19 protein-coding genes are annotated in these 26,349 nt (G+C 71.1%); 5 read left to right on the plus strand and 14 right to left on the minus strand.

What is annotated here, in order from left to right; all coding sequences use genetic code 11:
- Positions 1 to 21: 21 nt before the first annotated feature.
- The 8 genes from AC068Z_RS08145 to AC068Z_RS08180 form a co-directional block, all read right to left on the minus strand.
- Complete coding sequence (locus AC068Z_RS08145) at positions 22 to 1,134, minus strand: peptidase M50 (protein ID WP_478553458.1); 1,113 nt, start codon at positions 1,132 to 1,134, stop codon at positions 22 to 24.
- Positions 1,131 to 2,186, minus strand: a complete 1,056-nt coding sequence (locus AC068Z_RS08150) for a lantibiotic dehydratase C-terminal domain-containing protein (RefSeq protein ID WP_478553460.1) — start codon at positions 2,184 to 2,186, stop codon at positions 1,131 to 1,133. The genes AC068Z_RS08145 and AC068Z_RS08150 overlap by 4 nt, the downstream gene beginning before the upstream one ends.
- Positions 2,174 to 4,891: a lantibiotic dehydratase gene (locus AC068Z_RS08155; RefSeq protein ID WP_478553462.1), complete on the minus strand. Its 2,718-nt coding sequence runs from the start codon at positions 4,889 to 4,891 to the stop codon at positions 2,174 to 2,176. The genes AC068Z_RS08150 and AC068Z_RS08155 overlap by 13 nt, the downstream gene beginning before the upstream one ends.
- Before the next feature lie 15 nt (positions 4,892 to 4,906).
- Positions 4,907 to 6,496, minus strand: a complete 1,590-nt coding sequence (locus tag AC068Z_RS08160) for a nitroreductase family protein (protein WP_478553464.1) — start codon at positions 6,494 to 6,496, stop codon at positions 4,907 to 4,909.
- Positions 6,497 to 6,541: 45 nt separating this feature from the next.
- Positions 6,542 to 8,515 carry a TOMM precursor leader peptide-binding protein gene (locus AC068Z_RS08165; RefSeq protein ID WP_478553466.1) on the minus strand — a complete coding sequence of 658 codons (1,974 nt, stop codon included), beginning with the start codon at positions 8,513 to 8,515 and terminating at the stop codon, positions 6,542 to 6,544.
- Positions 8,505 to 10,694: a TOMM precursor leader peptide-binding protein gene (locus AC068Z_RS08170; RefSeq protein ID WP_478553468.1), complete on the minus strand. Its 2,190-nt coding sequence runs from the start codon at positions 10,692 to 10,694 to the stop codon at positions 8,505 to 8,507. Before AC068Z_RS08170 ends, AC068Z_RS08165 begins: the two co-directional genes overlap by 11 nt.
- A 96-nt stretch (positions 10,695 to 10,790) precedes the next feature.
- Complete coding sequence (locus AC068Z_RS08175; protein WP_478553469.1) at positions 10,791 to 12,806, minus strand: AfsR/SARP family transcriptional regulator; 2,016 nt, start codon at positions 12,804 to 12,806, stop codon at positions 10,791 to 10,793.
- Positions 12,807 to 13,933: 1,127 nt separating this feature from the next.
- Positions 13,934 to 14,104 (minus strand): hypothetical protein, encoded by a 171-nt coding sequence (locus tag AC068Z_RS08180; protein ID WP_478553471.1) that lies wholly within the window; start codon positions 14,102 to 14,104, stop codon positions 13,934 to 13,936.
- A gap of 250 nt (positions 14,105 to 14,354) precedes the next feature.
- Between AC068Z_RS08180 and AC068Z_RS08185 the strand changes: the two genes are divergently transcribed.
- A complete protein-coding gene (locus AC068Z_RS08185) occupies positions 14,355 to 15,035 on the plus strand; it encodes a class I SAM-dependent methyltransferase (RefSeq protein ID WP_478553473.1) in 681 nt (226 codons plus the stop codon).
- Between the two features lie 278 nt (positions 15,036 to 15,313).
- Here AC068Z_RS08185 and AC068Z_RS08190 read toward each other — a convergent pair whose 3' ends face one another.
- Entirely contained in the window at positions 15,314 to 16,042 is a 729-nt protein-coding gene (locus AC068Z_RS08190; protein WP_478553475.1) for a DUF2625 family protein, read from the minus strand.
- Between the two features lie 586 nt (positions 16,043 to 16,628).
- Between AC068Z_RS08190 and AC068Z_RS08195 the strand changes: the two genes are divergently transcribed.
- Positions 16,629 to 17,498, plus strand: coding sequence for a nuclease (locus AC068Z_RS08195; RefSeq protein WP_478553775.1), 870 nt, complete (start codon positions 16,629 to 16,631; stop codon positions 17,496 to 17,498).
- A 578-nt stretch (positions 17,499 to 18,076) separates the two neighbouring features.
- Here AC068Z_RS08195 and AC068Z_RS08200 read toward each other — a convergent pair.
- The 4 genes from AC068Z_RS08200 to AC068Z_RS08215 form a co-directional block, all read right to left on the minus strand.
- Positions 18,077 to 18,874 (minus strand): alpha/beta hydrolase, encoded by a 798-nt coding sequence (locus tag AC068Z_RS08200; protein WP_478553477.1) that lies wholly within the window; start codon positions 18,872 to 18,874, stop codon positions 18,077 to 18,079.
- A complete protein-coding gene (locus tag AC068Z_RS08205) occupies positions 18,871 to 19,698 on the minus strand; it encodes an alpha/beta fold hydrolase (RefSeq protein WP_478553479.1) in 828 nt (275 codons plus the stop codon). The genes AC068Z_RS08200 and AC068Z_RS08205 overlap by 4 nt, the downstream gene beginning before the upstream one ends.
- Positions 19,695 to 20,495, minus strand: a complete 801-nt coding sequence (locus AC068Z_RS08210; protein ID WP_478553480.1) for an alpha/beta fold hydrolase — start codon at positions 20,493 to 20,495, stop codon at positions 19,695 to 19,697. Before AC068Z_RS08210 ends, AC068Z_RS08205 begins: the two co-directional genes overlap by 4 nt.
- Positions 20,496 to 20,649: 154 nt before the next feature.
- Complete coding sequence (locus AC068Z_RS08215; RefSeq protein ID WP_478553482.1) at positions 20,650 to 22,899, minus strand: ATP-binding protein; 2,250 nt, start codon at positions 22,897 to 22,899, stop codon at positions 20,650 to 20,652.
- Positions 22,900 to 23,061: 162 nt separating this feature from the next.
- Between AC068Z_RS08215 and AC068Z_RS08220 the strand changes: the two genes are divergently transcribed.
- Both AC068Z_RS08220 and AC068Z_RS08225 read left to right on the plus strand, forming a co-directional pair.
- On the plus strand, positions 23,062 to 23,799 hold the full coding sequence (locus AC068Z_RS08220) for a VOC family protein (protein WP_478553484.1): 738 nt from the start codon (positions 23,062 to 23,064) through the stop codon (positions 23,797 to 23,799).
- Between the two features lie 325 nt (positions 23,800 to 24,124).
- On the plus strand, positions 24,125 to 24,550 hold the full coding sequence (locus AC068Z_RS08225) for a DoxX family protein (RefSeq protein ID WP_478553486.1): 426 nt from the start codon (positions 24,125 to 24,127) through the stop codon (positions 24,548 to 24,550).
- A gap of 43 nt (positions 24,551 to 24,593) precedes the next feature.
- Here AC068Z_RS08225 and AC068Z_RS08230 read toward each other — a convergent pair whose 3' ends face one another.
- Entirely contained in the window at positions 24,594 to 25,523 is a 930-nt protein-coding gene (locus tag AC068Z_RS08230; protein ID WP_478553488.1) for an AraC family transcriptional regulator, read from the minus strand.
- A 119-nt stretch (positions 25,524 to 25,642) separates the two neighbouring features.
- Here AC068Z_RS08230 and AC068Z_RS08235 point away from each other — a divergent pair, with 119 nt between their 5' ends.
- A complete protein-coding gene (locus AC068Z_RS08235) occupies positions 25,643 to 26,317 on the plus strand; it encodes an NAD(P)H oxidoreductase (RefSeq protein ID WP_478553490.1) in 675 nt (224 codons plus the stop codon).
- Positions 26,318 to 26,349: the final 32 nt, after the last annotated feature.

A 26,349-nucleotide genomic window follows, 5' to 3' on the forward strand; every position in this document is an offset into this window, starting at 1 on the left:
CAGCTCCTCGGGGCAGGCAGGTCAGGGGATCAGCAGAGCGATCGCGGTGGTGACGGCACCGGCCACGAGCAGACCGACCAGAACGGCCGAGCCGATCCCGTATGCCAGGTAGAGCCTTCGCGCGCGGCGCGGGTAGGCGGCCGCGGCCTGCCGGTCGCGCAGCCGCAGTCTCAGGTAGCGGGCGCTCTCGGGCGCGTAGCCGGACACACCCAGCGTGTGGGCGAGCATCGTGTAGCCGTCGAGCGGCGGCAGGGGCAACAGGTTGACCAGCGCCTGCGCGCTGCCCAGCAGGAGCAGGGCGGACAGTACCCGGCGGGTGGGATCGTCCGGTTCCAGCGCCGCCCACCACAGGGCGAAGGGCAGCAGGAACAGCAGGTTGGCGAAGGCGCCGGCGGCGCCGATGGTGAGCTGGTGGCGTCGGCGGGCGAGGAAGCGGTAGTTCTCCACCCGGCAGTACATGATCGCCACGGGCAGTCGCCAGCGCAGGCCGATCTCGCTGACGGTGCCGCCGTGGTGGCGGGCCGCGATGCCGTGCGCGAGTTCATGGCTGGCGGTGCTCAGCCACAGCAGGGTGAACACGGCGAGCAGCGCGACCGGTTGGCCGAAGAGCCACCCGGTGTCGCTCAGCAGCGTGCCGGCCGAGGCGGCCAGTACGGCCTCCATGGTCAGACAGAGCGCCAGCAGCGGCAGCAGCACGCCTGGGCGCAGCAGTGGGCGCAGCATGCCGTGCAGGCGCGTGGTGGTGGCCTGGGCGTCGGCGACCAGGCGCAGACTGCCGCGCAGGAGGGTGCCGGTGAAGGGTGGTCCGGGGGGAGCGGACGGCGCTTCGCGGGCCGGTGCGCCGGCCAGCAGCCGCTTGGCGCCCAGCAGGCCCAGCAACTGGCGCCAGTTGGCCTCGCCCAGCCGCCGTCCGAAGGCGACCGCGTAGTCGGCTCCGATCTCCTCCAGGTCGCGCGCCCCGTCCAGCCGGGAGATGAGGAAGTACTCCTTCGGGCCCACCTCGAAGGAGGCGCCGTCCAGCGGGTCCTTGATGAGGTGGACGGTGGCGGGGCCGCGCAGCAGCGGTGGGCTGAGCAGGATCTCCGGCCGCAGCCTGGGCCGGTACGAGCCGATCTCGGCCGTGTCGGGCGTCATGAGGCGGCCTCGGCGTTCGTGTCGGTGCCGGGGCGCAGGACCCGGCCCAGGATGTGCGAGAGGTAGGCCTCGTCGCGGATGGTCACATGCAGCCGGTTGTTGGTCATGTGCATGTACGGGGAGAGCAGCAGGGGCAGGGCGACGGCGGGGTCGGTGACCCGTTCGTCACGGGTCCCGTCCCAGGAGCGGAACACCAGCTCCCCCGCCTCGGCCAGCGCCACCGCCCGCCCGCGCAGTTCGAGGCAGTGCGCCGCCCAGCCGCGCAGGAAGGCGGGCAGCCGGTCGAGCCGTTTGGTGGCGACGGCCCGGCGGATCTCGGCGAAGCGGCGGCCCAGCCGCGGGGCGAGTTCGGCGTAACTGCGGTCGTACTCGGTGGAGCCGATGAACCCGGTGTCCGGGAACGCCTTGTGCCAGAACGCGTAGTAACGGTCCAGATAGTCGGCGAGTTCACCGTCGTCGGGCAGGAAGCAGCCCGCCATGACCATCATCAACTGGGCGGAGGTGCCCAGCAGTACGGTCCGCAGGTGCAGGTTCATCGTGCCGAGCGCCTCGATGACGAGGTCGCTGGAGTGCGCGAAGTGCCACTCCGCCAGGGCGACGCCCGCGGGCCCGCCGTACTTGCCGTACTCGGGCTCGTAAGGCTCGTAGGACTGGGAGTTGTTGGGCCGCAGTCGCATCCGGCCGTCCTCGCCCATGAAGTCCCCGCGTTCGCCCTCGGGGAACTCGATCTCGAAGAGGGCGTTGTAGAACTCGTTGAGGAACCCGGAGTCCACCTCGTACAGCGCGGGCCTGGAGCGCAGGAAGGCTGCGATGGCCGTTTCGGCCCGGTGGCGCACCTCGGCCGTGGCCTCCTCGGACGCGGGCCGCAGACGCAGCCTGACGTGGGGGCCTTCCAGCCAGTAGTTGATGAAGAAGTGCCCGGCGAGCAGACCGTCGTCGGTCAGCTCCGCGATCAGCGGGCCGACACAGTTCACCAGCAGGGGCTGGGGGTTGGCGGCGTAGAAGATGTGGATGGCCTGCCACGCGCCGGGGGAGGGGGTCAGCTCGGACATGGGGCGGCCTCCTGGGTGCGAGGGATGTGGGTGAAGGTCTCCACGGACAGCTCCGCCACATGGCTGCCCCGCTCGGAGACGACGTGCAGGCCGTCCTCGGCCGGGAGCATCTCGCGCAGTTCCACCCGGTCGTCGGGGGACTTGACCAGCGACTCGAACGCGGCCAGGGACAGCGGGCTGTCGAAGTCGACGTACTGCGGTTTGGCGCCCGCGCCGCCGTGCGGGCCGGTGGAGACGGTGGCGAAGACCCGCGCCGGCAGATCGTGCTCACGGCGCCAGCGGCGCCAGGCCAGGAACACGTCGACCTCCGGGGAGCCGGCGGGCAGCGCGGGCAGCGAGGCCGCGGTGGTGGACCACGAGCGGCGGGCGAGGACCAGGTTGCGGTGGCGCACCCGAGGGCGGCGGGTCACGCCCTGGTGGGCTGGGCCGTGCGGGACTCCGGCCCACACATCCAGCGGCGCCAGTGAGGTGGGTGACATCAGCAGCAGGGTGCGTGCCGTCTCGGGCAGGGCGAGCGGTACCAGGTAACCCAGGTACACGGGGATGACCTCGCGGTCCAGGCGTTCCGAGCGCAGCACCAGCCGGTCCGTGCCCGTGTCGTGCTCCAGGCGCAGGTCGGCGAGGGGGATGCGCTGGTCCTCGGGGACGGAACTCGCCTCCCCGGGGCACACGATCTGGTAGTCGGTCAGCCGTCCGTGCAGGTTGAGGTTGCTGGTGACGGGACCGCCGGTGACCTCGGCGAGAACCGCTCCGGGCGGGGTGAGTTCTCGGGTCTGCTCACGCAGCGGACCGGACAGGCCGGGCCCGTGCGGGTGATCCCAGACGTGGGTGAAGCGGCTGAAGGGGAACGACACACCACCGTAGGAGCGGTTGAGCACGATCAGCGGCTCGCCGGCTTCCTCGGTCAGTTGCAGATGGTGGCTGTGCGGGGTGAACGGGGCTGCGAGGCCGTCCAGTTCGGCTGCCACCTCGTCGATGTGCTCGTGCGGCAGTTCCAGGTCGCCGGGGCCGGAGTGCGCCGCCCACAGGGCGCGCATGCGGTCGATGAACGCCCGCCGTCCCCGGTCCAGGGTCCTGAGTTCCGCCAGCCCCAGCCAGTTCTCCTCCGGTACGTACTCGCCGCGTGCGTCGAAGGGGACGCGCTTGGCGGTGAAGGACAGGTACTGGTCGAAGAAGTCCTCGTGGAAGTCGTGCACCAGGCCCAGCAGATCCTCGCACCGGCCGCCGCGGCCGTAGCGGGCGAGGAAGAAGCCCTTGAACGTCACGCGCTGCGCGAGGGTCAGGTCGAACGCGGGCAGGATCCGCTCCACCGAGCGCAGCGCGCCGCCGTCCGTGCCGGTCCAGGTGCCCAGGCCGACCGAGACGCCGGCGCCGGCGTCCACGTCCTCGTACGCCAGCGTCTGCGGCAGGGACACCTCGTCGGCGCCCAGCAGCCGCTGTGCCTGCTCCAGGCAGGCGCGCACTCCGCTGAGCAGCATGGTGCGTCCGGGCGTGTCCGCGTCGGGGTAGGACTCCAAAAGCGCCGCGGCGTTGCCGAGTTCGCCGTTCAGCGCGTGTGCCCAGGGCCGGTCCAGTGTGCTGAGGCTGTCCCGGAAGGCGGCCAGCGGGTCGGAGGTGTGCACGTCGGTGTCCAGGCAGGGCACCCGCAGCATGCCGAGTTGCAGGAGCGCGGCGACGTACGTTTCGCACAGGTCGGCGTCCGCCCCGTGCTCGGCGCACAGCCAGTCGACCACCTCCCGGTAGCGCAGGTCCCGTTCGCCCAGCAGGGCGATGAGCCGGTCCAGGGTGCCGCTGCGCCGCAGGTAGAACAGGCGGTCCTTGACCGCGTCGAAGGTGACGGCCGCGTCGTCGTCGCCCGCGGTCACCCAGCGGCGCACGTAGCGCACGCGGCGGTCGTCGCCGACCCACCCGGACGCCAGTCGCACCGGGAGGTCGGCGCGCAAGGAGGGGGAGGCGAGGATCAGTTCGGCCAGCCGGGCCAGCGCGACCACGTTCAGCCGTACCCGGCCCCGCCATGGTGTGTCCAGGCGCAGTCGCGGGTCGGCGCCGTCGCCGAACTCGCCGAGCGCGACACCGGTGAACGTGCTGAAAGGGCTGGTCTTGCACGCCGTGCGGTAGACGTAGGACAGCACGGAGCGTTCCACTTTGCGCTGGCGTTTGTCGGGCCGGTCCTTGGGGCCGAGGCGCAGATAGGGGCCGAGCCGCGCTTCGAGGGTCGGCGTGGCGAGCAGCAGCCCGTGCCGCAGCCGGTCCTCCACCAACAGGGCGCGCAACGCCGTGCGGGTGCGGGCCAGTTCGTCGCTGAGCAGGTCGGTGCCGGCGTCGAGCAGGCCGGTCAGCGCGCGGCGGTCCTCCAGCCACCGCGTGGTGCGCCGGGCCACGGCCGGGTCCAGTTCGGTCAGCAGATCGAGGGCGGGGGAGGGGCGGGTGGGGAGCCGGTTGTTGAACACGTCGCGGCGCAGGGTGAGCAGCAGGCGGCGCGCGGCTCCGCCCGCGGGGTGGGCCCGGTCGACCGCGGGCAGCAACGCGTGCAGCAGGTCGCTGAGTTCGCTGCCCCGGTCGGTCAGGTCCCGCTCGGCGGCGAGGACTTGGTCGGCCCAGCGGGCGGAGGCCGGGCAGCGCAGGTCGCGTACGGCTTCGACGGGCAGGCCGGCCACCCGCAGGAGGAATCGGCGGCCGGGCTGCCAGCTGGTGGTGGGTGTCACGGCGGATTCCCCCGGTCAGACGAGCTCGGAGCGGAAGTCGGCGGGCTGCGGGCGCTCGTGGCCGAGCAGCATGATCAGCAGGGGTGCCTCACCGGTGCCGTCCAGGCCCAGCTCCTCGATGTAGGAGATGTTGTCGAAGCCGAGGGCGACACCGGCGCCGAGTCCCAGGGCGGACGCGGCGGTGTAGAAGGTCTGGGCGATGGCCCCGACGGTGGCGTTGACGAGCCGGTAGCCCCGGTCGCCGACGGCGTCCAGGACCGCGGTGGTGCGCAGGGTCGGCACCAGGACGGCCCCGGCCTGTTCGAGGTTGTAGTTGGACAGGAAGTAGTTGTCCTGGAGGAAGGTGCCGCGCGGGCCGGGCACCACCGGATGCAGGGCGTGGCTCTCGGGCTCGTAGGCGTAGGCGCCCGGCTCGATGCCCTCGACGTGGTTGACGAAGGCGTACAACCGGCTCAGCCGCGGGCCGTCCGCGGGTTCCGCGTCGCTGCCGAGGCGGGTCGCCGCGCAGGCCGCGAGCGTGGTGGCGAGGTCCTCGGCGGCCGTCGGCACGCTCGCGTCGAACCGGCCGAAGCTGCTGCGGCGCGCGCGCAGCGCGGCCCGCACACTCACAGCCGGGAACGCCGCGGGAGGCAGGGCGAGCGGGTCCCCGGTACTGGCGGGCGCGCCGGGCGCGCAGGCGTCGAGCGCGCCCGGAGCGGGCCGGTCGGCGGCGTGCTCGGCCGTCGCCCGGTGGATGCGCCGCAGCGTGTCGAACTCCAGCACCCTGCGCGACCGTTCGGAGTCCTTGCGGACCACGGCCGCACCGCACGGAGTGTCGGTGGTACGGCGATTGCCGCTCGGCGGTGCCGCCCAGCGCAGGGGGACGACGGCGAAGAGCCCTTCCTCCTCCCCGACACCCAGCAGGCGGCCAAGGCGCGCCTCGTCGAACCAGAAAGCGGGCGCCAGTGACAGGCCGCGGGCCCGCGCCCACATGCGCCAGGTCTGCAGCAGCGCCCCGACGTCCATGGTCACGGCGTGGAAGGAGAAGCTGTTGTACTTGAACGCGTTCTGCCAGTACTTGACACCCAGCACCAGGTACTGGTCGGTCGTCTCGCCGTGACGCCCCAGGGCCGCGCTCACCTCCCCGCTGATGTCGCCGGCCAGGAGCCGGCGCATCGCGTGATGGGGCGGGGAGTAGTGGTGGACGCCGGGGGTGAGCGGTGCGGACGGCCCGGCGATCCAGTACACGCTCACCGGGTACAGGCCCCCGCCGGAGGCGGTGCCCCGGGACCAGTTGGCGTGGGTGTAGTGGGGGAGAGCCGCGAGGTCGGTGTTGGCCTGCACGCCGAGCCGGCGGCCGGTCAGCCCGTAGGAGTCCAGCAGCATCCCGGACAGCAGGGCCAGCGAGAACCGCTGGTCCTCGGCCGGTTCGACCTTGTCCAGGCAACCGGCCGCGAGCGTGGCATCGGCCGGGTAGGGCGCGTCGGGCAGCGGGAAGGTCTCGGCACCCGGGTAGTGCTTGGTCTTGCGCGGCCGGTCCGCCCAGTCGGGCACGAAGTCGGCCGGCTCCATCGGGATGCGGCCGCGGTGCATGATGGCCGTCGCGTACTCATGGGCGTAGGCCACGGGACCTCCTCTGCTGTGGCATGGGGTGCGATGGGGTGGGGGCGGTCAGGGGAAGGGATGCGGGGCCGCGTTGAGGTCGGCCGCCGTCAGATCCCCCTCCCGCAGGCCCGCCTCGCGCAGCGCCGTCCGCAGCCGGGGCATGCCCAGGGCACGCTGACGCGACCAGCCGAAGTCGATCGGCAGCAGTCCGGGCACCAGCACGCTGAAGGTGTGCAGTCCCAGGCGTCTCTGTTCGGGCAGGGTCTGGTCGACGACCACCACGTCGAAGCCGGAGGCGGTCACGGCCTCGACGCAGCGCTCCAGGTCCTCGCGCAGGTCGCCGGAGACGGGGTCGCCGGAGGCGTCGGGCCACGCCAGGTCCGCCACGGCGAGCGGCGGGGCCGCGGGCGACGCGCGCAGCAGGAAGTCGGCGTGGACGCCCATCTCCGGGACTCCGTACATCAGCGGGTGGTCGTGCAGGGCCGTGACCTTGGAGAAGTCCGCCGCCATGGCCCGTAGTCGGGCTTCGTCGCGTTCGGTCCTGCCCGCGAGGTTGACGGCGTCGGTGGCGATCTCGCAGAGCGCCGCGTCCAGGGCGGACTCGGGGTCGAGTCCGGCGCCCGCGCCGAAGCACATCCGGCCCGTCCCGCCGTCGAGCCGCTCGGCGACCGCGGTGACGACGGGGATCGGAAACGTGATGCGGGTGTCGAAGAACCGTGCCCGGTAGCCGTACATCGCCAGCCGGTCGACCATGTGGCGGGTGGCGGGGCGGGCACTGGTCGCCGGGTCGATCTCCGGCAGGGACTGCCGTCCGTACCAGGTGAGGAGGAAGGCGTCCCGCTCGACGACTTCCATCAGGCCGAAGTAGACGGCCTCCTCGGCGCAGCCGCCCGAGGCGCAGCCGTTGGAGCTCTCCTGCACGAACCGGTTCTCCAGACCGGGGGCGTGGTAGTAGGTGAGGATCTCGGGTACCAGCTTCGGCGTGCCGTCCCGCAGGGAGTGGCCCCACACCCAGGGGATCACCCGGTCCGGTGCGAACGGCACGACACGGGGGTTGGCCTCATGGAAGGCGGGAGAGTAGAGCCCGACGTGCCGCGGGTCGACGGCGTCCGCCCCGAACTCCTCCAGCGTGCCGTACACCGTCGTGAGCTTCGCGCGGGAGCGCATGCCCGCGTACCGCTCCAGGCCCTCCAGCACGCCGATGCGGGCGCTGGTGCCGAACGAGGCCGCGTGCCCGCCCCAGAACGTCTCCCGCAGGTAGTCACCGGACCGCATGGAGAAGCAGCCGATCGCCGCCGACGTCGACGTGGACGACACGTCGAGGACGACCGAGGGACCGAGCGCTCCGCACACCGGGTTCGCGAAGGCGGCGACGTCGATGTCGTACGCGTCGATGCCCCGCACCCGGAAGGAGCCCGGTTCGTGCTTCGGTGCCGAGGCCAGCGTGAGGGCGGCACCCGTGGCCGAGTCGGGCACCGGCGAGGCACACACCGGGCACTGCGGGTCGGGAACCAACGGGTAGTGACGCACCGTCAGGGACCGCAGATCCAGCACGGCGACGTCCGGGAACGGCTCCCGCACGCGGTGCGCGGCCACCCGTACGACCAAGGCGGCCAGGGCGTCCGCGGCGAACGCGACGGCGTACGGCCATGGTCCGGCCTCCAGCGTCGAGCCGCCCAGTTCGAGTGCGTCCCGCAGGGCCACGGAGCGCACCGCCTGCCAGCGCCTGGCCAGACAGTGCGGGCAGGGCGAGGTGTCATGGGTGACCGGACCGACGATCGCCTGCCCGGCGTACAGGTGCACCGGTACTGGGCGCGCTGCACTGGTGGGGGCGTCGGAAGGAGCGTCGGCGAAAGTGTCGGTAAAGGCGTCGGCGAAGCCCAGGCCGCGCACCGGCGCCTGGATGCCGGTGTGTCCCTGCCGGTCCAGAGCCGCGCGGAGCAGTCCCGCCATGAGGCGGACCGCGCTCGGGTCGGCGGTGTCCGCCGACCCGGTTGCCGCCTGTGCCGCGGGTGTGCCGGTGGTGAGGCTAGGCGGCATGCCCGGCCTCCGCGGTGAGCAGGACGCGCACCACGTGGATGCCCGCGCGTTCCAGGTCCGCCGAACCCGCGGGGACGAGCAGGGCGTCACGGCCCTGCTCGCCGAGCCGGAGCAGTACGTCCGCCCACTGCGCCGGGGGCGTCCGCCCGGCCGTCACGGTGCCGTTCACCGGCAGGGACCGGGGATCGAGGTCACTGAGCAGGGGACTGGCGAAGGCGGTGTCCTCGTCCAGGGACTGCTGCTCCGACTGGACTTGCGCGAGAAGGTCGCGCAGGGCGTGGGAGAGCGCGGCCGTGAAGGCCAGGTCGGCCCCCAGCGCCCAGCGGGGACCGGACCGGGCCAGCGCCACGGCCACCCCGGAGTACTCCCGCTCACCGAGGTCGAGGAGTTCCACGTCGACACCGAGGGTGGAGGCGGAGCGCAGCAGGAAGGTGAGTTCGGGATCGACGTCGTCGGGTACGTCGACGCCGCGCGCCGTGGCACCGCGGACCGTCCGTGGCAGCGCGTCGAGGGCGAGGGCGGACAGCGTGCCGTCGGCGGCGGCGTCGGCCACGCTCGCCCCCGCCCGCAGGCCGGCGCTCGTCGCCTCGAACAGCCGCGCGTGGTTGTCGGTGCCGAAGGGCCGCACCGCTGCCGTCGGCACCAGGAAGCGTTCCTTGGTGAGCAGGGACGTCGCGGCGACCCAGCCGCCGGCCGTGCTCTCACCACCGGTACCGGTGAAGACGGCGAGGTCGGCCGGTGCCAGGCGGACACCCCGCTCCGGCGCGACGGCAGGCCTGGTGGGCACGACATGTTCCGCATAGCACTCGGCGGCCCGGTGAAGCGCGCGCAGCCGGGCCCCGGCCACGTGGTGGACATCGGCGGCGGCGATGCGGCGCGGCCGTCCATGACCGAGCCCGAGTTCGACGACGCTGAGCTTCAGGGGCGTCTGGGTGATGTCCTCGTCGTCGAAGCGCGTGAACACGCCACTGTGCGGGCGCAGCAGGAGCGAGCGGCGGTTGAGCTCCTCGACGAGGGCGTCCGCGGCACGGGCCGTGTCGACGGTGGGCAGTTCCAAGGCGGTGTCCGCGGTGGCGAGGTCCACCTCGGGTGGTTCCGCCGTGGTGCTCTCGGCGCACCATGGGCAGCGCGGGTGGGGCAGCAGCGGTTCGGCGACCACGTCCAGTGACTCCGTGTCCTGGATGATCACCTGCCCGGCCGTCTCGGCGGGCAGCGCTCCGGTCGCCATCCGGAACACCTCGTAGCCGAGCAGATTGCCGAGCATCGCCGACTGCGGACGCCCCGGCCGCTCGCCGGGCGGCGGCGCGGAGCAGCCCGGCACGACGAGGGAACTCCACAGATCGGCGGCGGCAGCGGACCCGTCGTTCGCGCCCAGCCGCAGCACCGCGCACGCCCAGCATCCGGCCGTCTGCGCGGACACCGACGGGCCGACGACCGCGAGCCGTCCGAACGACCAGGCCGGCAGGAGCGTGCGGCCCGTCGGCACCCCGGAACGCAGCAGGTCGAGCACCACGCGCGAGCCTCCAGAGGCGCCGGTGACCACGACGACGTCGTATCCGTCGAGCGCGGCCCAGGTCAGCGGTGCGTCCTCAGCCAATTCGCCGATGTCGACAGGACAGCCGTCGGCAGCGGCGGCCGCCGCCTCCTCGTCGATCTCCACGCGGTCGAGTCCGGGCAGGACGCCGAGGGCGCCGCCGCCGTTGCGGATCAGGCTCAACGCGCACCAGCGCGCCACGAGATCGGTGCCGATCACGGCCACGTGGGTGTCACGGAACCGCTGGAAGCGCCGTGCGGCGTCGTCGGCGTAGTGGTCGGCGTAGGCGATCTGGGGCGCATAGCGGCGGGCCGCGGCGGCCGAGGGTTCCGGCGCCTCGGCGACATCGTCCGCGGGCCGCGAGGGTACGTCACGGGCGAACCCCCGCTCGTAGAGCGTGCCGACGAGTTCGCCGACCATGGCGCGCTGCCGTTCACCGAAGCCCTCGCAGATCTCGGCGACCGTGTGCTCGCCGTTGAGGTGCGGGACGAGCAGGGTGGCGAAGCGATACGCCGATCGGGCCGTCAGCCGGAAGCCGCCGTCGGCGTTGTGGAAGAGGACCCCGTCGGGAGTCTCGGTGAACAGGACGTCGCGCCGGATGCGCGGGCGCGACGCCGCGACGGCCTCGTACCGTGCGGACTGCATGCGGGACACCTTCCGGGGAGACGATGGGGGCTGTGGGGGAGGGGTTCCGGGGAGACGATGGGGACTGTGGGGGTGGGGGCCGCGGGGCGGCCGCGGTCAGCCGGCCGACGACGCGGGGCGCACGCCCGGTCTCGGCAGGGCGGTGACCTGCCGAGACCGGGCGGCGACCCGCCGGCGCGCGTAGACGCTGAGCAGGGCGTGGATGCGGTACGGCTTGGGCGGGCCCTCTTCGAGCAGCCCGGCGTCCGCCAGTTGTTCCAGTAACTCCTCCGGAAAGCGGCGTGGGCCGGCGCTGACCGTGCCGCGTTGCTGCTCGCTGGCCAGGAGCAGGAACGCCTCGCTCAGCTCCGGGCTCAGCCGCCGCAGGGCGCCGTCGAAGACCCGGCCCACGGACATGAGCGGTGCGTCGGCCAGTGAGAGACGCGCCGGCGGATCGGCGGCCAACCACTCCACGCAGTCACCGATGCCGAGTTTGGGCCGGGTCAGCAGCCGTGCGGCGGCGATCCGCAGACCGAGCGGGAAGTGCCCGCACACGTCGGCCAGTTGGCGTGCCGCGCCGGGTTCGGCGGCGACCCGGTCCGTGCCGAGGGTGGCGACGAGCAGGTGGTAGGCCTCCTCGTCGTCGAACGTGTCCAGGCGCAGGACGAGACCGCCGTGCGTGGCGATCAGACTGGCCAGGCGCCGTCTGCTGGTGATCACGACGACTCCTTCGGCGGCGGAGGGGAGCAGGGCCCGGACCTGCTCCGCGTCGGCCGCGTCGTCGAGGATGAGGAGTCGGCGTCCGGCCGGGCCGGAGGGCGGCAGTTGGTCGCGGGCCTCGTCGGCGCTGACGGGCTCGCCGTCCGAGGCTGTCAAGGCGAGGGTGAAGCAGCCGCCGGGGAAGGCGTCCTGGGCGAGATGAGCCGCTTGCATGGCGAGGGCGGTCTTGCCGATGCCCGGGGCCCCGGAGATCACCACCGGGCCCGGTTCCGGGCCCTTGGAGGTCAACGCGCGGTGTAGGGCGGCGAGTTGCCTGGCGCGACCGGTGAAGCAGGGGACCGGCGGGATCGTCGGCGGCGGCGCGGACGGGGCCGTGGCGAGTTCCGGGAGCGGTGGGCTGCCGGTCTCCGTGGAGGCGAGGGGCGCCAGTGTGGGCGCCGGGAGGGCGGACGGTTGGGGCGCTGGATCGGGTGCCGAGAGGGCCGACGCTTCGTGGGCCGGTTCGGGCGCCTGGAGGGCCGACGGTTCGGGCGCCGCGGGCGCGGTGGACGGGAGAGCAGCGCGGGGGAGTGCCGGGAGGACGGTCCGTGCGAGTGCTCCGGGCTCCGCTGACGGCCCGGTCGACGGAGCCCGTCCGGTGAGAGCGGGCCGCGGACGCCGGTCCGGTGAAGCGCCGAGGTCCTCGCCGCGCAAGATGGACAGTTCCAGTCGCTGGAGCGGTGCGCCCGGGTCGATCCCGAACTCTTCCTTGAGGCGTTCCTTGACGGCCCTGATCTCCGCGAGTGCCTCGGTTTGGCGGCCCGTTCGGTAGAGGGCCTCGACGAGTTGCTCGGAGAAGCGTTCGCGTTCAGGGTGGCGCCGGGCCGCGTCCCGCACCTCGGCCAGGACCTCACGGCATCGTCCCCGGGCCAGCTCCAGGTCGCACAGGCGCTCGAGCACGCTCAGCCGCTCTTCGGTGAGCCGGGGCGCCTCGTCGCGATGGAGCAGGTGCGAGGAGACGTTCGCCAGCACGGGCCCGTGCCACAGGGCGAGCGCTTCCTGGAGGATGCGGCGCTCCGTGTCCGTGTCCCGAGCGGCGCCGGCGGAGGCGACCAGGTCGCGGAAGCGGAGGAGGTCCAGGGTTTCGCGGTCCATCCGCATGCGATAGCCGCCGGGTACGGCCTCGATCGTGTCGTTGGCGATGCCGTATTTCGCGAAGATCCTGCGGAGACGAAGTACGCAGCTCTGCAGGGCCGCGCGGGCTGTCGCGGGCGGCTCCGTGTCCCAGACCGCGCGCAGCAGGTAGTCGGTAGAGACGACCGAGCTCGAGTGGATGAGCAGGGCTGCGAGCAGACTTGTCGGTTTGGACGGCTGTAGCACGACGGCCTCGTCGCCATCGCTGATGCTGAGCAGTCCTAATAATAGGAACCGCATCTTACTTATCGCTCCGTTGTGTGAACTCCCGGTCCGCGGGCGATGGCTGATCGAGCTGACGTCCTGGCCCGGAGAGAGAAGGGGTGTAAATACTGCGGGAGGATTGCCGATTATTCGCGACGGTGAGCACTTGAAGGCGTGCGTAAAGGGGATTGCTCCGCCGCGGGATTGCGCCGACCCCGACCGGAGACTTCACGTCAATTGCTGACTCATACTTTAGTGGCGAGATGCGGCCACGTCGACGCCCATCTGTTTGCAAGGGGCGGGCGTGCGTGGCGGATGGCTACGGATTTCGTGAATGCCGGTTTTGTTCGATATGCCCGTTTGAGTGTCTATTCGCTGCCGCGGCGGTGGACGAGGGGTGAGAGGAATCCCTGGTGGAGGTCTCGTTGGCTCCCTTGGGCGCCCAGTGACGGCTACCGGCGGGACCGCTACCGGGGGGCTGGTGTGATGCCGAATTGTCCCCAGTTCTCCAGGCGGCCTTGAGCGTCTCTCATTTATGTGGCGAAATTTGGCAGTGTCGCGATCAGGGTTTCGCGTCGGAGCCGATCTTCTGCTGACGTGTTGCGTGGGTCGTGCGCGTCGACCCGGGTGAGTCGCCTGCGCTGCGGCAGTGCGTCCGGGCGTATTCGCTCAAGGAGGACATGAAAGTGTCCGTTGAGGGTTTTTTGTAGGCCTGCATCCATGGGAGTCGCCCCGGCTGAAATTCACTCTGTCGCCTGCATTCTGAGTGGGTCGCAAGACGCCGGCGCGTGAATGGCCGGAACCGTGCGGCGAACGCGGCGGGGTCTTCTGGCGCGGGGTCCCGGGGTTCGCTCGGTGGGGTGCAGGTTCGGCCGCACCCGCACCGGTCGGCAAGGAGACCGTCCGTCAGCTTCCGACCGGCGCTGTGAGGTACTCGTGGGCTCCACCGACTCCCGTACGCCCGACCACGCCGCCGACCGTGCCGATCTTGCCGCCGACCGGTCCGTGCTCCGGCTCGCCGGGCTGCTGACGCCCAAGAGCCCCCGCCCTGAGTGCTGTTCGGTCAAGACCCGAAACTTTGGGAGCCGCGGCCATGGTCCCCCGCCGTTCCGCACGCGGCCCACTCCTCCCGAGGCCCTTGAGACACGCTCCCGTACAGTGATCTAGCAGATTCCCTGGTCCTGGCCTGTACCGCACACCGGCCCCTCGTCATCGTCGAGGGAGACGAGGAAGACGAGGACGGCGGCCAGGAAGATCACCGCGCCGACGCGCCAGAGCCATTCGGCGCGATTCCGCCCAGGCTTGCCGCGCTCGTCGCCTCCCTCGCTGATCATGATCCCCCCGAGATGGAGCACGCTGCCGAAGGCCGCCTGCCTTGCCGATGGCCTGTGCCGAGAAGGTCCTGCCTCACTCAGACGCCAGATGAGGCACACTTGGTTTCGAGCGGATACGACTCCCCACCAGAACAGCCCCCGCTGGGCCTGGAGCTGCAGCGGTGCCGGTGGCACCGTGAAACCCGGCAGCTGTTTGCCGGATCGGCAACATCATTGGCAGAGCGGAGCCCCGGTCGGCGACGGTGGGTCCGTGACCGAGAACCTTGAAACGGCAACGCCTGTGTCAGACACCCCTTTGCCTGCCGACGGATACGTCGGCGATCCTTTGGTGCGCGCGGAATGGGACAGCCGGTACACAGAGCGCCAACAGCTGTGGAGCGGCCGGCCCAACGGCGCACTCGTCGCCGAGGTCGCCGGCCTCACGCCTGGGCGGGTCCTCGACGTCGGCTGCGGTGAGGGCGCGGACGCGGTCTGGCTCGCGCGGGGCGGCTGGGACGTGACCGCGCTGGAGGTCTCCGGCGTGGCGCTGGAGCGGGCGGCCGGGCACGCGCGGGACGCTGGTGTCGCCATTCGGTGGGTCCATGCCACGCTCACCGAAGCCGCGCTCCCGCCGGCTTCCTTCGACCTTGTCTCCGCGCAGTACCCGGCCCTGCTGCGAACCCCCGACGCCGCGGCCGAGCGGGCGCTGCTCGCCGCCGTCGCGCCGGGCGGCGTCCTGCTGCTGGTGCATCACGCGGGGATGGACACGCAGCAGGCGCACGACAGCGGCTTCGATCCGGCGGACTACGTCTGGCCCTCGATGGTTGCCGAGTTGCTCGACGACGACTGGGTGACAGAGGTGAATGAGCAGCGGCCGCGCGTGGCACCCGAGGGCGGGGCTGGCGCGCACCACACGGACGACGTGGTGCTGCGCGCGCGCCGACTTCGCTGACGGGCCTCGGCTGAGGTGAGGGTGGCGCGCAGTTCGGTCTCCACCCACAGGCGGGCTGTGGGTGGATCAGGTCCAGGGTCGCGGCCGGATTCCCTGACTCATCGTCGCCGTGGGCATCGCGGCTTCCCGACAGCCGCTGTACGACACGGCGGGCATCGACGTCGACATCAGCTGGGCAACCGACGCAGCTGACACGCTTCCGAGCGCGGCAGACCGGATTCGCCCGGTTCATCGCAGGAGAGAGCTTGGGCGGCAGTGCGTTGCGGTTCGCGCGTTCGTCAGACCGCCCCCAGAAATCCAGGCGTTGGCAGTCCCATCTGCTGGCAGAAGTCCCGGCTCATCGTGAGGAGCTCAGCCATCGGAGCCGGTGCTCGGGTGGTCGCTGCCAGATCCTCTTGCGCCTGTTGTGACCAGAGGAATGGATAGACCGTGATTCCCTGAGCAGCCGTGAGGCCGACGGTCTCCTCCTGCCAGCCGGGCCATCGCAGCCCTTCATAGAACTGGGCCAGACGGTCGGACAGAGCCCAGGTCAACCAGGTGCCGTATCCCATGTCCATGGCTTCCCACTCCAGGGAATCCGGAGCAAAGTACGTCATCTGCCCGGGCACCCCCGGCCGCCCGGCGGTGGCCGGATCGTGGCCGTTGAGTGCGAAGACGCCTCCGAGCACGTCCTGGGCGACCACGAGGCCATCCGTCGGGCGCCATGTCAGGTCAACAGCGACGGGAAAACGGTTCACCGCGGCAAGACTCGGCACGTTGGTCGGCCGACCCGGCGACCTACCCCCGAAGATCCGCAGCCAGCCTCCATCCACGGCCAGGCCACCACAGTGCAGGACCATCGCGCCGAGCGCCGACCCGGCACTCACCTGCAGCTGAAGGATGGATGCCCCGTCACCCCCCTCGATGCCCGGCAGCATCTCCAGTTCCACCGCAGCGCTGGTGAACGCCTCCTGCAGTATCGGCCATGCCGGCTCATCCACGTTGACCAGTTCATCGAGCGCTCGCATCCGCCCATGATCGCACCGGGTGGCTCATGACTCCCCACCGGGTGATTTGCTGCCCGCCACCCACCAGCACAGCCGCACAAGGATGGGTACGGCTTTAACTGAGGGACCGAATTGATCAGTTGATGAGTGCTCGTCCAACGCCTCCCGCGGGGACCCGGCACTCCCTTCCAGGCGGTGCCGCTGCTCGTCGTGGTCGCCATGGTGCTAGCCACGGGTACTGGTGTGGGCACGGCTGGGGCTTCCTTGCTCATGACGGGGGACGTTCCACTGGCGCAGCGGGTTCTCTGGGGTGTCGGTGTGGCATGAGGCGAAGGACGATGCCCTCGGGCCGTTCAGCGCCGGTGCGGGTGACGCGAGCGGGCACGACGGGTGTTGCACTTTCACCGAATCGAGCTATGGGAATCGCCGCTAGCCATCGTTGTGCAGCCGGACCACCGCTGGTGCCGATCCACCGTTCGGTCCCGTCACCGCACCGCCGCCACGCATTCTCGTCACACAGAGCAACTAATCATCGCCTATGGTGACGTTGAGTAACTGGCCCTTCGTGAATGCGCCGTAGTGCGGGAGGAGCTGTGCAGTCGTGCCCATGCTGCTGATCAAGGGGTCGTACGAGATTCTGGAGACTGAGCCGGACGGGGACAACATCCACTTCCGGCCCGATGACCCTGACGAGTGGGACCTCATCGGGGGACCCCGCAAGGTCAGGCGCAACGCCGCTGGCCGAGGCAAGCTGCGCCTTGAGGCCATCGACGCCCTGGAGACCCACTACTCCAGGACGGGCCCCACCGTCAGCCAGCCCCTCGCCCTCGGCCACGCCGCCCGCGACGAGGTGCTCAAGTGGGTTGGCTTCACCAGCGTCACGCGCGACCCGGTTGCGGTGGAAAAGGTGACGGCCTCGACCCCGGTGAGCGTGCCCGGCTTCATCCTGACGCGTGGCGTGGACATCAGCCGTCGCGCCATCGCCTTCGCGGGACGAGGCGAGCCCCCGGCTGCCAGTGGCACGCAGGTGTTCATGGACACGGACCTGCTGGAGACCACCCTCAATCACCACCTGATCGCCGAAGGGCTCGTCTATCCGCTCTACTACCGCAGCCTCTTCTTCGACCTGCGCAACGCGATCACCGCCACGGTCGAGAAGGCGCGGACCGCCACTCCACCCAAGGGCGTGTGGGGCAAGGACGCGACCCTGAACGGCGCGACGGTGACAGGCATGAGCTCGATCACCACCGAAGAGGTCATCCTCCCCAAACTCTTCCGCCGCCTCGCGGACTACTTCAACCTCGGCGGTGCTCCTGACCTCTCGGGCTTCCCGGCCTACCTGGACCGGGAAGCGGACCGGTTCCTGATCCTGCCCACCGGTCAGTTCACCACCGGTCTCGACGAGGTCGTCGAGGTCACCGGCACCACCGTGAAGATGACCCGCAACCCTTGGGACCTCGTCTTCGAAGACGACTGAGCAGCCGCCATGACCCACGCTGCAAAACCTCCTGCTGGCGGCGCACGGCGAACCATCCACGCAGCCTGCCACGTGCTCCTTCGGATCCCCCGCCGAGGCAAGCCCAGCCATCGGCTTCGCCACGAACCACAGGCCTCACCCGATTCGAGCACCGCCGCGACCGCTACGGCAACGAGCGATGGCTGCTGACTGCCCTGAACGACACAACGCATCTCGGCGCACGCCCCTCATGAGTGCCTGGCGCACGAGTGGTGCAACCCCGCCGGCAACAGCGACGGATTCTCCTCCGCAGGGCAGCCGCTGTGCGCCTGGGGGGTGCCGGCAGGTTCCGTTAACTCGAACAGCGAACGGGCGCGGGCTGGATCATCCCGCCGACGCGGGGTGATCCAGCCGGGCGGCGGCTGTCCGGAAGGGCAGCCGCCGCCCGGGCCTACACCCGTGGCGTCCGCCCTTGACGCTCGGCACCGTCAGTAGCGTGGCGGCCGGCGAGGCATGTCAGTGTCGGTCCCGCAATGGCCGACTGCTCCGCCGTCGTACGTTCCGGTCTGGGGCCCGTCTGACGCAGTGGGCGGTCTCGTTCAGACCGTCGCGTGTCGCAGGGCCCAGTCGAGGGCGTGGTCGGCGACTTCTTCCCAGCCCGGCTCGGCGCATGTCCAGTGGGAGCGGTCGGGGAACTCGTGGTAGTCGGTGACGGTCCCTGGGGCCTTGTAGTGGCGGTGGTTGGACTTGTTCACCGCGGGCGGCATGATGTGGTCCCGGCCGCCGGCGATGAAGAGCAGCGGGGCTCGGTCGGGGTTGTGGAAGTCGACCCAGGTCTCCCTTCTGCCGGGGGTGAGGTTGGCGATCAGCCCGTACGTCCACACCCAGCTGCCCGGTGCCGCGATGGCGTACCGGTCGTAGGCCGCTCGTGCTTCGGCCTCGGGCAGGGTGTTGGTGAAGGCGTAGTGGAACTGCTCGGGGGTGAAGCCCGCTGCTCGGTGCCGCTTGGCCGGGTTGTTGAAGATGGGGAAGAGGGAGCGGAGTTGGGAGGGTGGGTTGACCCGGATGCCCTGTGGGGGCGCGGAGTCGATCACCACTCCCGCTGCGCCGTGGCCCCGGTCGAGCAGGAGCTGGGTGAGGACCCCGCCGAAGGAGTGGCCGATGAGGATCGGCTTCTCCGGCAGCTCGGTGATCACCTTCTCCAGGTGGGCGACGGTCTCGGGCACGGTCAGTGACGCGATGGGGGAGGGGTCGGCGCGCAGCGCCTCCACCTCGACTTCGAAGCCGGGGTAAGCCGGTGCGATCACCGTGTGCCCTTGTGCCTCGTAGTACGGGATCCAGTGCTCCCAGCTGCGCGGCGTGACCCACAGACCGTGGATCAGAACGATCGTGCTCATTTGCCGTGCCTCTCCAGGAAGGCGAGCAGGTCTTCGGCGAGCGTCTGCTTGTGCGTGTCGGTAAGGCCGTGGGGCGCGTCCGGGTAGACGAGCAGTTCGGCGTCCTTCACCAGTGCCGCCGACGCCTCGCCGCCGACCTGGAACGGTACGACCTGGTCGGCGTCGCCGTGGATCACCAGGGTGGGCACGTCGAAGCGGGCCAGGTCGGCGCGGAAGTCGGTGGCGGAGAAGGCGGCGATGGACTCGTAGGCGTTGCGGTGGCCGGCGGCCATCGACTGGAGCCAGAAGGCGTCGCGGACGCCCTGGGAGACGGGCATGGTGGGGTGGTTGAAGAACGGGCCGTCGGCGAGGTCCTGGTAGAGCTGGGAGCGGTCGGCGAGGGAGCCGGAACGCAGGCCGTCGAAGACCTCCACCGGCACTCCGCCCGGGTTGTCGTCCCGGCGCACCATCAGGGGCGGCACCGCGGCCACCAGTACGGCCTGGGCGACGCGGGCGGTGCCGTGTCGGCCGATGTACCGGGTGATTTCCCCGCCACCGGTGGAGAAGCCGACCAGGGTCACCTCCTGGAGGTCCAGGTGCTCCAGGAGAGCGGCGAGGTCGTCGGCGTAGGTGTCCATGTCGTTGCCGTGCCAGGTTTGCGTGGACCGGCCGTGGCCGCGGCGGTCGTGGGCGATGGCGCGGTAGCCGTGCTCGGCGAGGAAGAGCTGCTGCGCCTCCCAGCTGTCGGAGTTCAGCGGCCAGCCGTGACTGAGCACGACGGGGCGGCCGGTGCCCCAGTCCTTGTAGAAGATCCGGGTGCCGTCGGCGGTGGTGACGTGTGTCATCGTGCTGCCTTTCCGATGAGAGCGGCGGTGGCCCGCGGCTGGGAAATCATCGCGACGTGTGAGGCCCTGACCTCCACGGTGTGCGCGCCGGCCCGTTCGGCCATGAAGCGCTGTGCGGCGGCCGGGATGAGGTGGTCGTCACGGGCGACCAGGTAGTACGACGGCACTGTCGCCCAGGCGGGCGGGCCGGACTTCTCGGAGAGCGTCGCGGTGTCTCCGGGCCGTTGGGTCGCCCACAGCACGTCGGCCTCCGCCCGGGACAGGTCACCGGCGAACACCTCGCGGAAAGCGGAACGCTTCACATAGCCGTCGACGCCCTGCGGGTGGAGGCGGAAGTCCAGTGCGGCCTCGGTGAGTTGGGTGCCGGGGAACTTCGTCTGGAGGTCGGGTACGGTCTCACCCGCGTCGGGGGCGAAGGCAGCGACGTAGACCAGCGCCCGCACCCGTTCGTTGCCGTGGGCGGCGTTGGTGATCAGCATGCCGCCGTAGGAGTGTCCGACGAGGACGAGTGGACCGGGCAGGGTGTCGAGGAAGGAGGCGAGGTAGGCGGAGTCGGCGTGCACGCCGCGCAGCGGGTTGGGTGGGGCGATGACGGAGTGCCCGTCGCGGGCCAGGTGAGTGATCACCCGGGACCAGCCGCCGGCGTCGGCGAAGGCGCCGTGCACCAGCACGATCGTCGGCTTGGGCCCCGGAGAGCGGTCGTTGGCCGCCGCCGGGCCGCCACCAGCGGCGGTCACGGCGACGGCGCCCGCCGCGGCCCCGGCCAGGATGGTTCTACGGGAGATGGGGGGAGGCATGAGGAAGGCGCCCCTTTCGCAGGATGCTCGGCTGTGTCGGCAGGTCGGCCAGAGCGGCCGTGCCTCGAGGAAAGCAGCACCAGTCCGTCCGGAACATGCAGAACTGCACGCAGAACGCCGGGTCGCAGGCTCTCGAAGTCGCCTTCAGCGCGCCTCAGCCGGACTGTTCGTCCAGCTTCGTCAGCGCCTCCCGCGCTTTGTCGGCCGCGTAATGCCATGGCTGGTCCTGGACCAGTTCTTGTGCCAGGAGCAACTCGGCGCGGCCGCGGTCGCGTTCGCCCAGACCAACCAGCGCGAGCCCCTTGGCGAGGTGGAGGCGGCAGGTCAGCGCGGGCACGCCGTACACGGTGGCCAGCGGTTCGGCCCGCCCGGCCTCGTCGAGCGCCTCCGTCCACCGCCCGAGAAGGGCCAGCAGGTGGGCCGTCGATACCGCGGCACCGGCCCGCAGGCTGAGTTCGGGCCGCGCCGCCACCGGGCGGGCCGCGACCTCGCGCAATCCCTCCTGGTAGGTGGCGAGAGCCTCCTCGTAGGAGCCGACCATGGTCTGCATCCACCCCATGCGCGAGAACAGCTGGACGTACCCGTCGTGGTCACCGGCGAGGTCGGCCGGACGCAGCGCCGCACGCAGCATCTGCAGCGCCTCGGCATGTCGCCCGCCGCGGCCCAGCGCGTCCGCCGCGTACTGCAACGCCCACGCCTCCTCCTTGAGATCACCCTCGGCGGCCGCCATGTCACGCGCCGCCAATGCTGCGCGCAGTCCCTCCTCCCAGCGCTGGGCACAGTTCGAGGACGCCCACGAGAGGTAGTTGAGGTGTACGGTCTCCAGGCGCCGGTCGCCCAGTTGCGCAGCGGCCGCTCGGGAGAGCCCGTAGACCTCGTACCATCCGCGCCAGGCGATGCTGGTGTCGGAGTACCAGTGCAGCGCCTCGGCGGTCTCCACCACCCGGCGGTGTTCCCCTGCCTCGGCGGCGATCCGCAGTGCCCCCAGCCAGTTCTCCGCCTCCGCGCGGAGCCAGTACGTCGCCTCGTCCGCCGTATTGAGGGGGACCGGCCCGTTCCAGTCCTCGGGCGGCGCACCGTGCCCGGGCTCGAACCAGCGGCCGGCGGTGACGGTGATCTCCAACAGCCGCCGCGCCATTCCCAGCCGTACGGCGGCCCGTTCCCCCTCCGGCTCCTCACCCCGCAGCCGCTCGCCGGCGAAAAGCCGCAGCAGATCGTGAAGTTGGTAGCGGTCGACGCCCCGTGGCTGGAGCAGTCCGAGCTCCACCAGTTCGTCGAGCACATCCACGGTGTCGGTCAGGGGGTCGTCGGTCACCAGGACGACGAGCGGGGCCGAGAAGTCCGGGCCCGGCAGGTGAGCCAGCCGCCGGAAAACTCGCCGTGCCTCGATGGAAAGCTGGGCGTGGGAGAGCGTGAAGGCGGCCACCACGCTGACGTCGCCGCTGCGCAGGGAGGCCAGCCGCCGGTCCTCTCCCGCGAGCCGGTCGACCAGGTGGCGCACCGACCAGCCGGACCGGGTGGACAGGCGGGTGCCGGCGATCCGCAGCGCCAGCGGCAGATGGCCGCACAGCCGGGCCACCTCCTCAACGTCATCCGCGGACGAGGGCACCGCCGCCTGGTCGGCGACGGCACGCAACAGCGCCGCCGACTCCTGCGGTGTGAAGGGGGCCAGAGCCAGCCGCCGGACTCCCTCCAGCCCGCTGAGTACACGCCGACAGGTCACCAGGACCAGCCCGGTTCCCTCACCCGGCAGCAACGGCCGCACCTGCGCTTCGTCGGCGGCGTTGTCCAGTACCAGCAGACAGCGCCGCTCACGCAGCATCGCCCGCAGCTGGGCGCAGCGCTCCTCGTCCGAGGCAGCGACGGCGCGGGACGGGATCTCCAGCGCCCGCAGCAGTCGCGCGGCGACGTCGCCCGCGGCGGGCGGGACAGGGTCGACCCCGCGCAGGTCGACGTAGAGGCAGCCACCGGGATAGCCGCCGCGCAGTTCCTCGGCCGTCCGCAGCACGACGCTGGTCTTGCCGACCCCAGCCTGCCCGTGCACCAGGACGACCGGCGCGAGACTGCCGCGGGCGCCGTCACTCGCGGCACGGCGGAGCGCCTCCAACTCACGCGCCCGGCCGGTGAAGTCGCTCACCGCACGCGGAGGTTCGCACGGACCGGGGCGGGCGGCAGCCGCATCCCGGCGCAGCGCACGCGCGTCCTCCTCCAGCCGCCGGCCTTCCTCCCCGCTCACCCTCAGCGCGGCGGCGAGCGCGGCGAGCGTCCGCGGTTGCGGTGCCCTGCTGTGCCCCCGCTCCATGTCACTGATGGCCCGCGCACTGACCCCGGACGCCTCGGCCAGCCCCTCCAAGGTCATTCCGGCAGAACGCCGCAGCTCCCGTAGCCGCTTCCCCAACGACATGAGCCCCCCAGCCCCTGTGAACTGGAACGATGCTACAAGGGGCGGCCCCCGAGGCAGCGGTCCACTTCGATACGGCCATCGGGATCTGCCGGCCTTCACCGCCTTCCCTCAGGGGATCTGGCGGCAGTGCTGGTCGAACAATCAGGCCTCTAGGATCTGCGCATGCCAACACGACTTGTGCAGATCAACATGAAGGCCCATGACGACTCCAAGCTCGGCCAGTTCTGGGCGGAGGCGCTCGGTTGGGGCGTGGACAGCGAGGGGCCCGGGGTGACCAACCTCGAACCCGTCGGCTTCGCCTACCCCGACCCTGTGGCCGTGTGCATCGACATCGTCGCCCGCCCGGAACCCAAGACAGTCAAGAACCGGGTGCATCTTGATCTGGCTACGACCTCAACCGCCCATCAGGCGGAGTTGGTTGCACGTCTGCAGGATCTCGGTGCCACGCCGGCCGATATTGGTCAGGGCGATGTCCCCTGGGTGGTCATGGCCGACCCGGAAGGCAATGAGTTCTGCGTCTTGGAACCCCGCCCCCTCTACCGGGACACCGGGCCGATCGCCACGGTTGTGGTCGACTGCACCGACCCGCGGGAGATGGCCCGGTTCTGGGGCGAGGCGATGGACTGGACCCTTCACGAGGTCGCCGACGACCACGCAACGATGCGTTCCGCCCAAGGCGTGGGCCCCTACCTCGAGTTTGTCCGCAACCCCGACACTAAGAGTGTGTGGAACCGCGTCCACCTCGACGTCTGCCCCTACCCCGATGACGACCCGGCCGCAGAGGCAGCCCGGCTGCGCGCGCTGGGCGCCACCGACCCTGATTTCGACCAGTCAGCGATCTCGTGGACGGTTCTGGCCGACCCCGAGGGCAACGAGTTCTGCCTTCTCTCGCCTCGCTGATCTTGCTCAACGGCTCCGGCAGTTCCCGGACGGGGCGAAGACCGCGTGACGTCAGCCTGCGGCGCCGGATACGGGAGGGCCACCTGTATCCGGCGCGTCCGTCCTTGAACTCTGGACGGGCAATTGAGCGGCCGTAGTGGTCGGCGGTGCCTGTCCGGCCCTGCCGCCTGCGGGTGGGCCCCAGAGTCGCTCACCGCGGTGTGCGACTGGTGGCACCCGCAGCGGATGGGGGTGGCCCGCTCGGGATGTCGGGTGTCCGCTACGCTCCCTACCGGCCAGTAAGAAGACTGTCCGTCAGCCTCCGAACCGACGCTGCGAGGTACTCGTGGACTCCACCGCCTCCCGTACGCCCGACCGCGCCGCCGACCGGTCCGCACTCCAGCTCGCCGGGCTGCTGGCTGTGGCAGGGGCCGCGCACTTCGCCGTGCCGAAGCCCTTCGACGCGATCGTGCCGCGCGCGCTGCCCGGCCGCCCGCGGACCTGGACCCAGCTGAGCGGCGCGGCGGAACTCGCGGTCGCGGCGGCGCTCGCGGTGCCGCGCACCCGTCGCGCGGGCGGCTGGCTGGCGGCGGGGCTGTTCCTCGCGGTGCTCCCCGCCAACGTGCAAATGGCGGTGGACTGGCAGCGCCGCTCACCGGCGCTGCGCGCCGCCGCCTGGGCGCGGGTGCCGTTGCAGGTCCCGCTGGTGGTGCGGTCGCTGCGGGCGGCCCGGGGGGCGTCGGGCGCGAGCGCCCGCCCAGAGTCGCAGTAGCCCTGTGGACCGAGGCTGATCACTCGGTCACCCGCGCCGTAGGTCATGCCGCCGCGGTTCGGAACTGGCTGGGACTCTGGCCCTTGTAGCGTTTGAAGGCGGCGCTGAAGCCGAAGGCGTCGGCGTAACCGACCGTCTTCGCGATCTGGGCGATGCTCAGATCGGTGTCGGCCAGGAGCGCCTCGGCGTCGTCCATGCGGCATTCGGTGAGATAGGCGAGCGGCGGGCGGCCCATCAATTGGGTGAAGCGTTTTGCGAACAGCGCCCGGGAGACGCCTGCTTGGGCAGCCAGGGACGCGACCGTCCAGGTGTCGGCGGGCCGGCCGTGGAAGGCGCGCAGGGCGGGCGCGAGGACCGGGTCGGCGAGACCGCGGTACCAGCTCGGAGCATCGGCGCCCGCCCGCTCGAACCAGGTGCGCAGCGTGCACACCAGTGCCCAGTCCAGGAGCCGGTCCATCATGGCCTGCGAACCGGAGGAGAGCCGGGCGGCGTCGGCGGCGGAGTTCTCCAGCCAGGCACAGACTTCGGCGTCCTCGGTGACGACCAGGACAGGTGGCAGTGCGCGCAGGAGCCGTTCGTGGCGATGCCCGGTTGCGCGGTAGGCGCCCACGATGAGTGCCGTCGCTCCGCCCGGGTCGGTGCCCCACTGGATACCGGCGAGTTCCTGGGCCGAGCACGAGGCCGTTTCGGTGAAGCAGTTGATCTCGTACTCGGCGTGGGGGAGTTGGACCGTGGTGGGTTGGTCCACGAGGTGGAATGGTGCGGGGCCGCGGACGATGGCCGTGTCACCCGCGGTGATCGCCCGCTCGGTGCCGTCGGGCAACAGCAGGGTGCCTCCCCCGCGCAGCACGGTGACCATGGTGAGGGGTGCGTCGTCGGTGAACCGGATGGTCCAGGGCGCGCTGAGGACGGCATGGCTGACGACCGAGCCCTCGGCACGGATGCCGCTCAGCAGCGAACTCAAGGGATCCATAAGGGAATCGTAGACGATCTCCTATGGTTTGGAGACTTTCTCCCATGGATCATCTACGCGGCCGCCGCTGTACTGGAGTCACCGAAAGACGAAGACCTTCAGCCCTGTCGGGAGACACCGTGCCTCAGCACAGCACCGGAACAGCCCTCGTGGTCGTCGCGCACCACCGGAGCGATTCCCTCACCGCACACACCGCCCGCCGAGCGGCCGCCCGGCTCCAGGCGGCCGGATACCGCATCGACCTGCTCGACCTGCACGCCGAGGGGTTCGACCCCCGGATGAACGTGGAGGACCAGCCGGACTGGGGCAACCGGGAGAAGACGTACTCCGACGAGGTGCACGCCCATATGCGGCGCATCCTCGACGCGGACGTCGTGGTCGCCGTCTTCCCCGTGTACTGGCAGAGCGTGCCCGCCGTCCTCAAGGGATGGATCGACCGCGTGTGGAACTACGGCTTCGCTTACGGCCGCAGCAAGCCGCGCCTGGCCGGCAAGCGGATGCTGTGGCTCGGCCTGGCCGGCGCCACCGCCGACGATCCCGTCGCACAGGGCATGCAGTCGGTCCTTGAGGCCAACCTCAGCGAGGGCATCGCCAGTTACTGCGGCTTCTCGCACTCCACCGTGGGCCTGCTCCTCGACGCGGAGGAGCGACCGCAGCGCGTCGACGCCCAGGGCAATCTGCACGTCGGCGACGCGGCCGTCGGCGCTGCTCGGGAAGACCAGTACGCCGACTTCGACCGGCGGACCCTGGAATTCGTGGAAAAGTTCCTCGCCGAGGAATCGATCGCGGCCTGAAGCCGCCGGGACCCTGCGGGCTGACCGGCTCT

The organism is Streptomyces sp. NPDC043726 (assembly GCF_056436565.1).

Coding starts and splice junctions, on each gene's coding strand:
- AC068Z_RS08145 (WP_478553458.1), bottom strand. CDS start 1,134: ATGACGCCCGACACGGCCGAGATCGGCTCGTACCGGCCCAGGCTGCGG.
- AC068Z_RS08150 (WP_478553460.1), bottom strand. CDS start 2,186: ATGTCCGAGCTGACCCCCTCCCCCGGCGCGTGGCAGGCCATCCACATC.
- AC068Z_RS08165 (WP_478553466.1), bottom strand. CDS start 8,515: ATGCCGCCTAGCCTCACCACCGGCACACCCGCGGCACAGGCGGCAACC.
- AC068Z_RS08170 (WP_478553468.1), bottom strand. CDS start 10,694: ATGCAGTCCGCACGGTACGAGGCCGTCGCGGCGTCGCGCCCGCGCATC.
- AC068Z_RS08175 (WP_478553469.1), bottom strand. CDS start 12,806: ATGCGGTTCCTATTATTAGGACTGCTCAGCATCAGCGATGGCGACGAG.
- AC068Z_RS08180 (WP_478553471.1), bottom strand. CDS start 14,104: ATGATCAGCGAGGGAGGCGACGAGCGCGGCAAGCCTGGGCGGAATCGC.
- AC068Z_RS08190 (WP_478553475.1), bottom strand. CDS start 16,042: ATGCGAGCGCTCGATGAACTGGTCAACGTGGATGAGCCGGCATGGCCG.
- AC068Z_RS08195 (WP_478553775.1), top strand. CDS start 16,629: ATGCTGCTGATCAAGGGGTCGTACGAGATTCTGGAGACTGAGCCGGAC.
- AC068Z_RS08200 (WP_478553477.1), bottom strand. CDS start 18,874: ATGAGCACGATCGTTCTGATCCACGGTCTGTGGGTCACGCCGCGCAGC.
- AC068Z_RS08205 (WP_478553479.1), bottom strand. CDS start 19,698: ATGACACACGTCACCACCGCCGACGGCACCCGGATCTTCTACAAGGAC.
- AC068Z_RS08210 (WP_478553480.1), bottom strand. CDS start 20,495: ATGCCTCCCCCCATCTCCCGTAGAACCATCCTGGCCGGGGCCGCGGCG.
- AC068Z_RS08215 (WP_478553482.1), bottom strand. CDS start 22,899: ATGTCGTTGGGGAAGCGGCTACGGGAGCTGCGGCGTTCTGCCGGAATG.
- AC068Z_RS08220 (WP_478553484.1), top strand. CDS start 23,062: ATGCCAACACGACTTGTGCAGATCAACATGAAGGCCCATGACGACTCC.
- AC068Z_RS08230 (WP_478553488.1), bottom strand. CDS start 25,523: ATGGATCCCTTGAGTTCGCTGCTGAGCGGCATCCGTGCCGAGGGCTCG.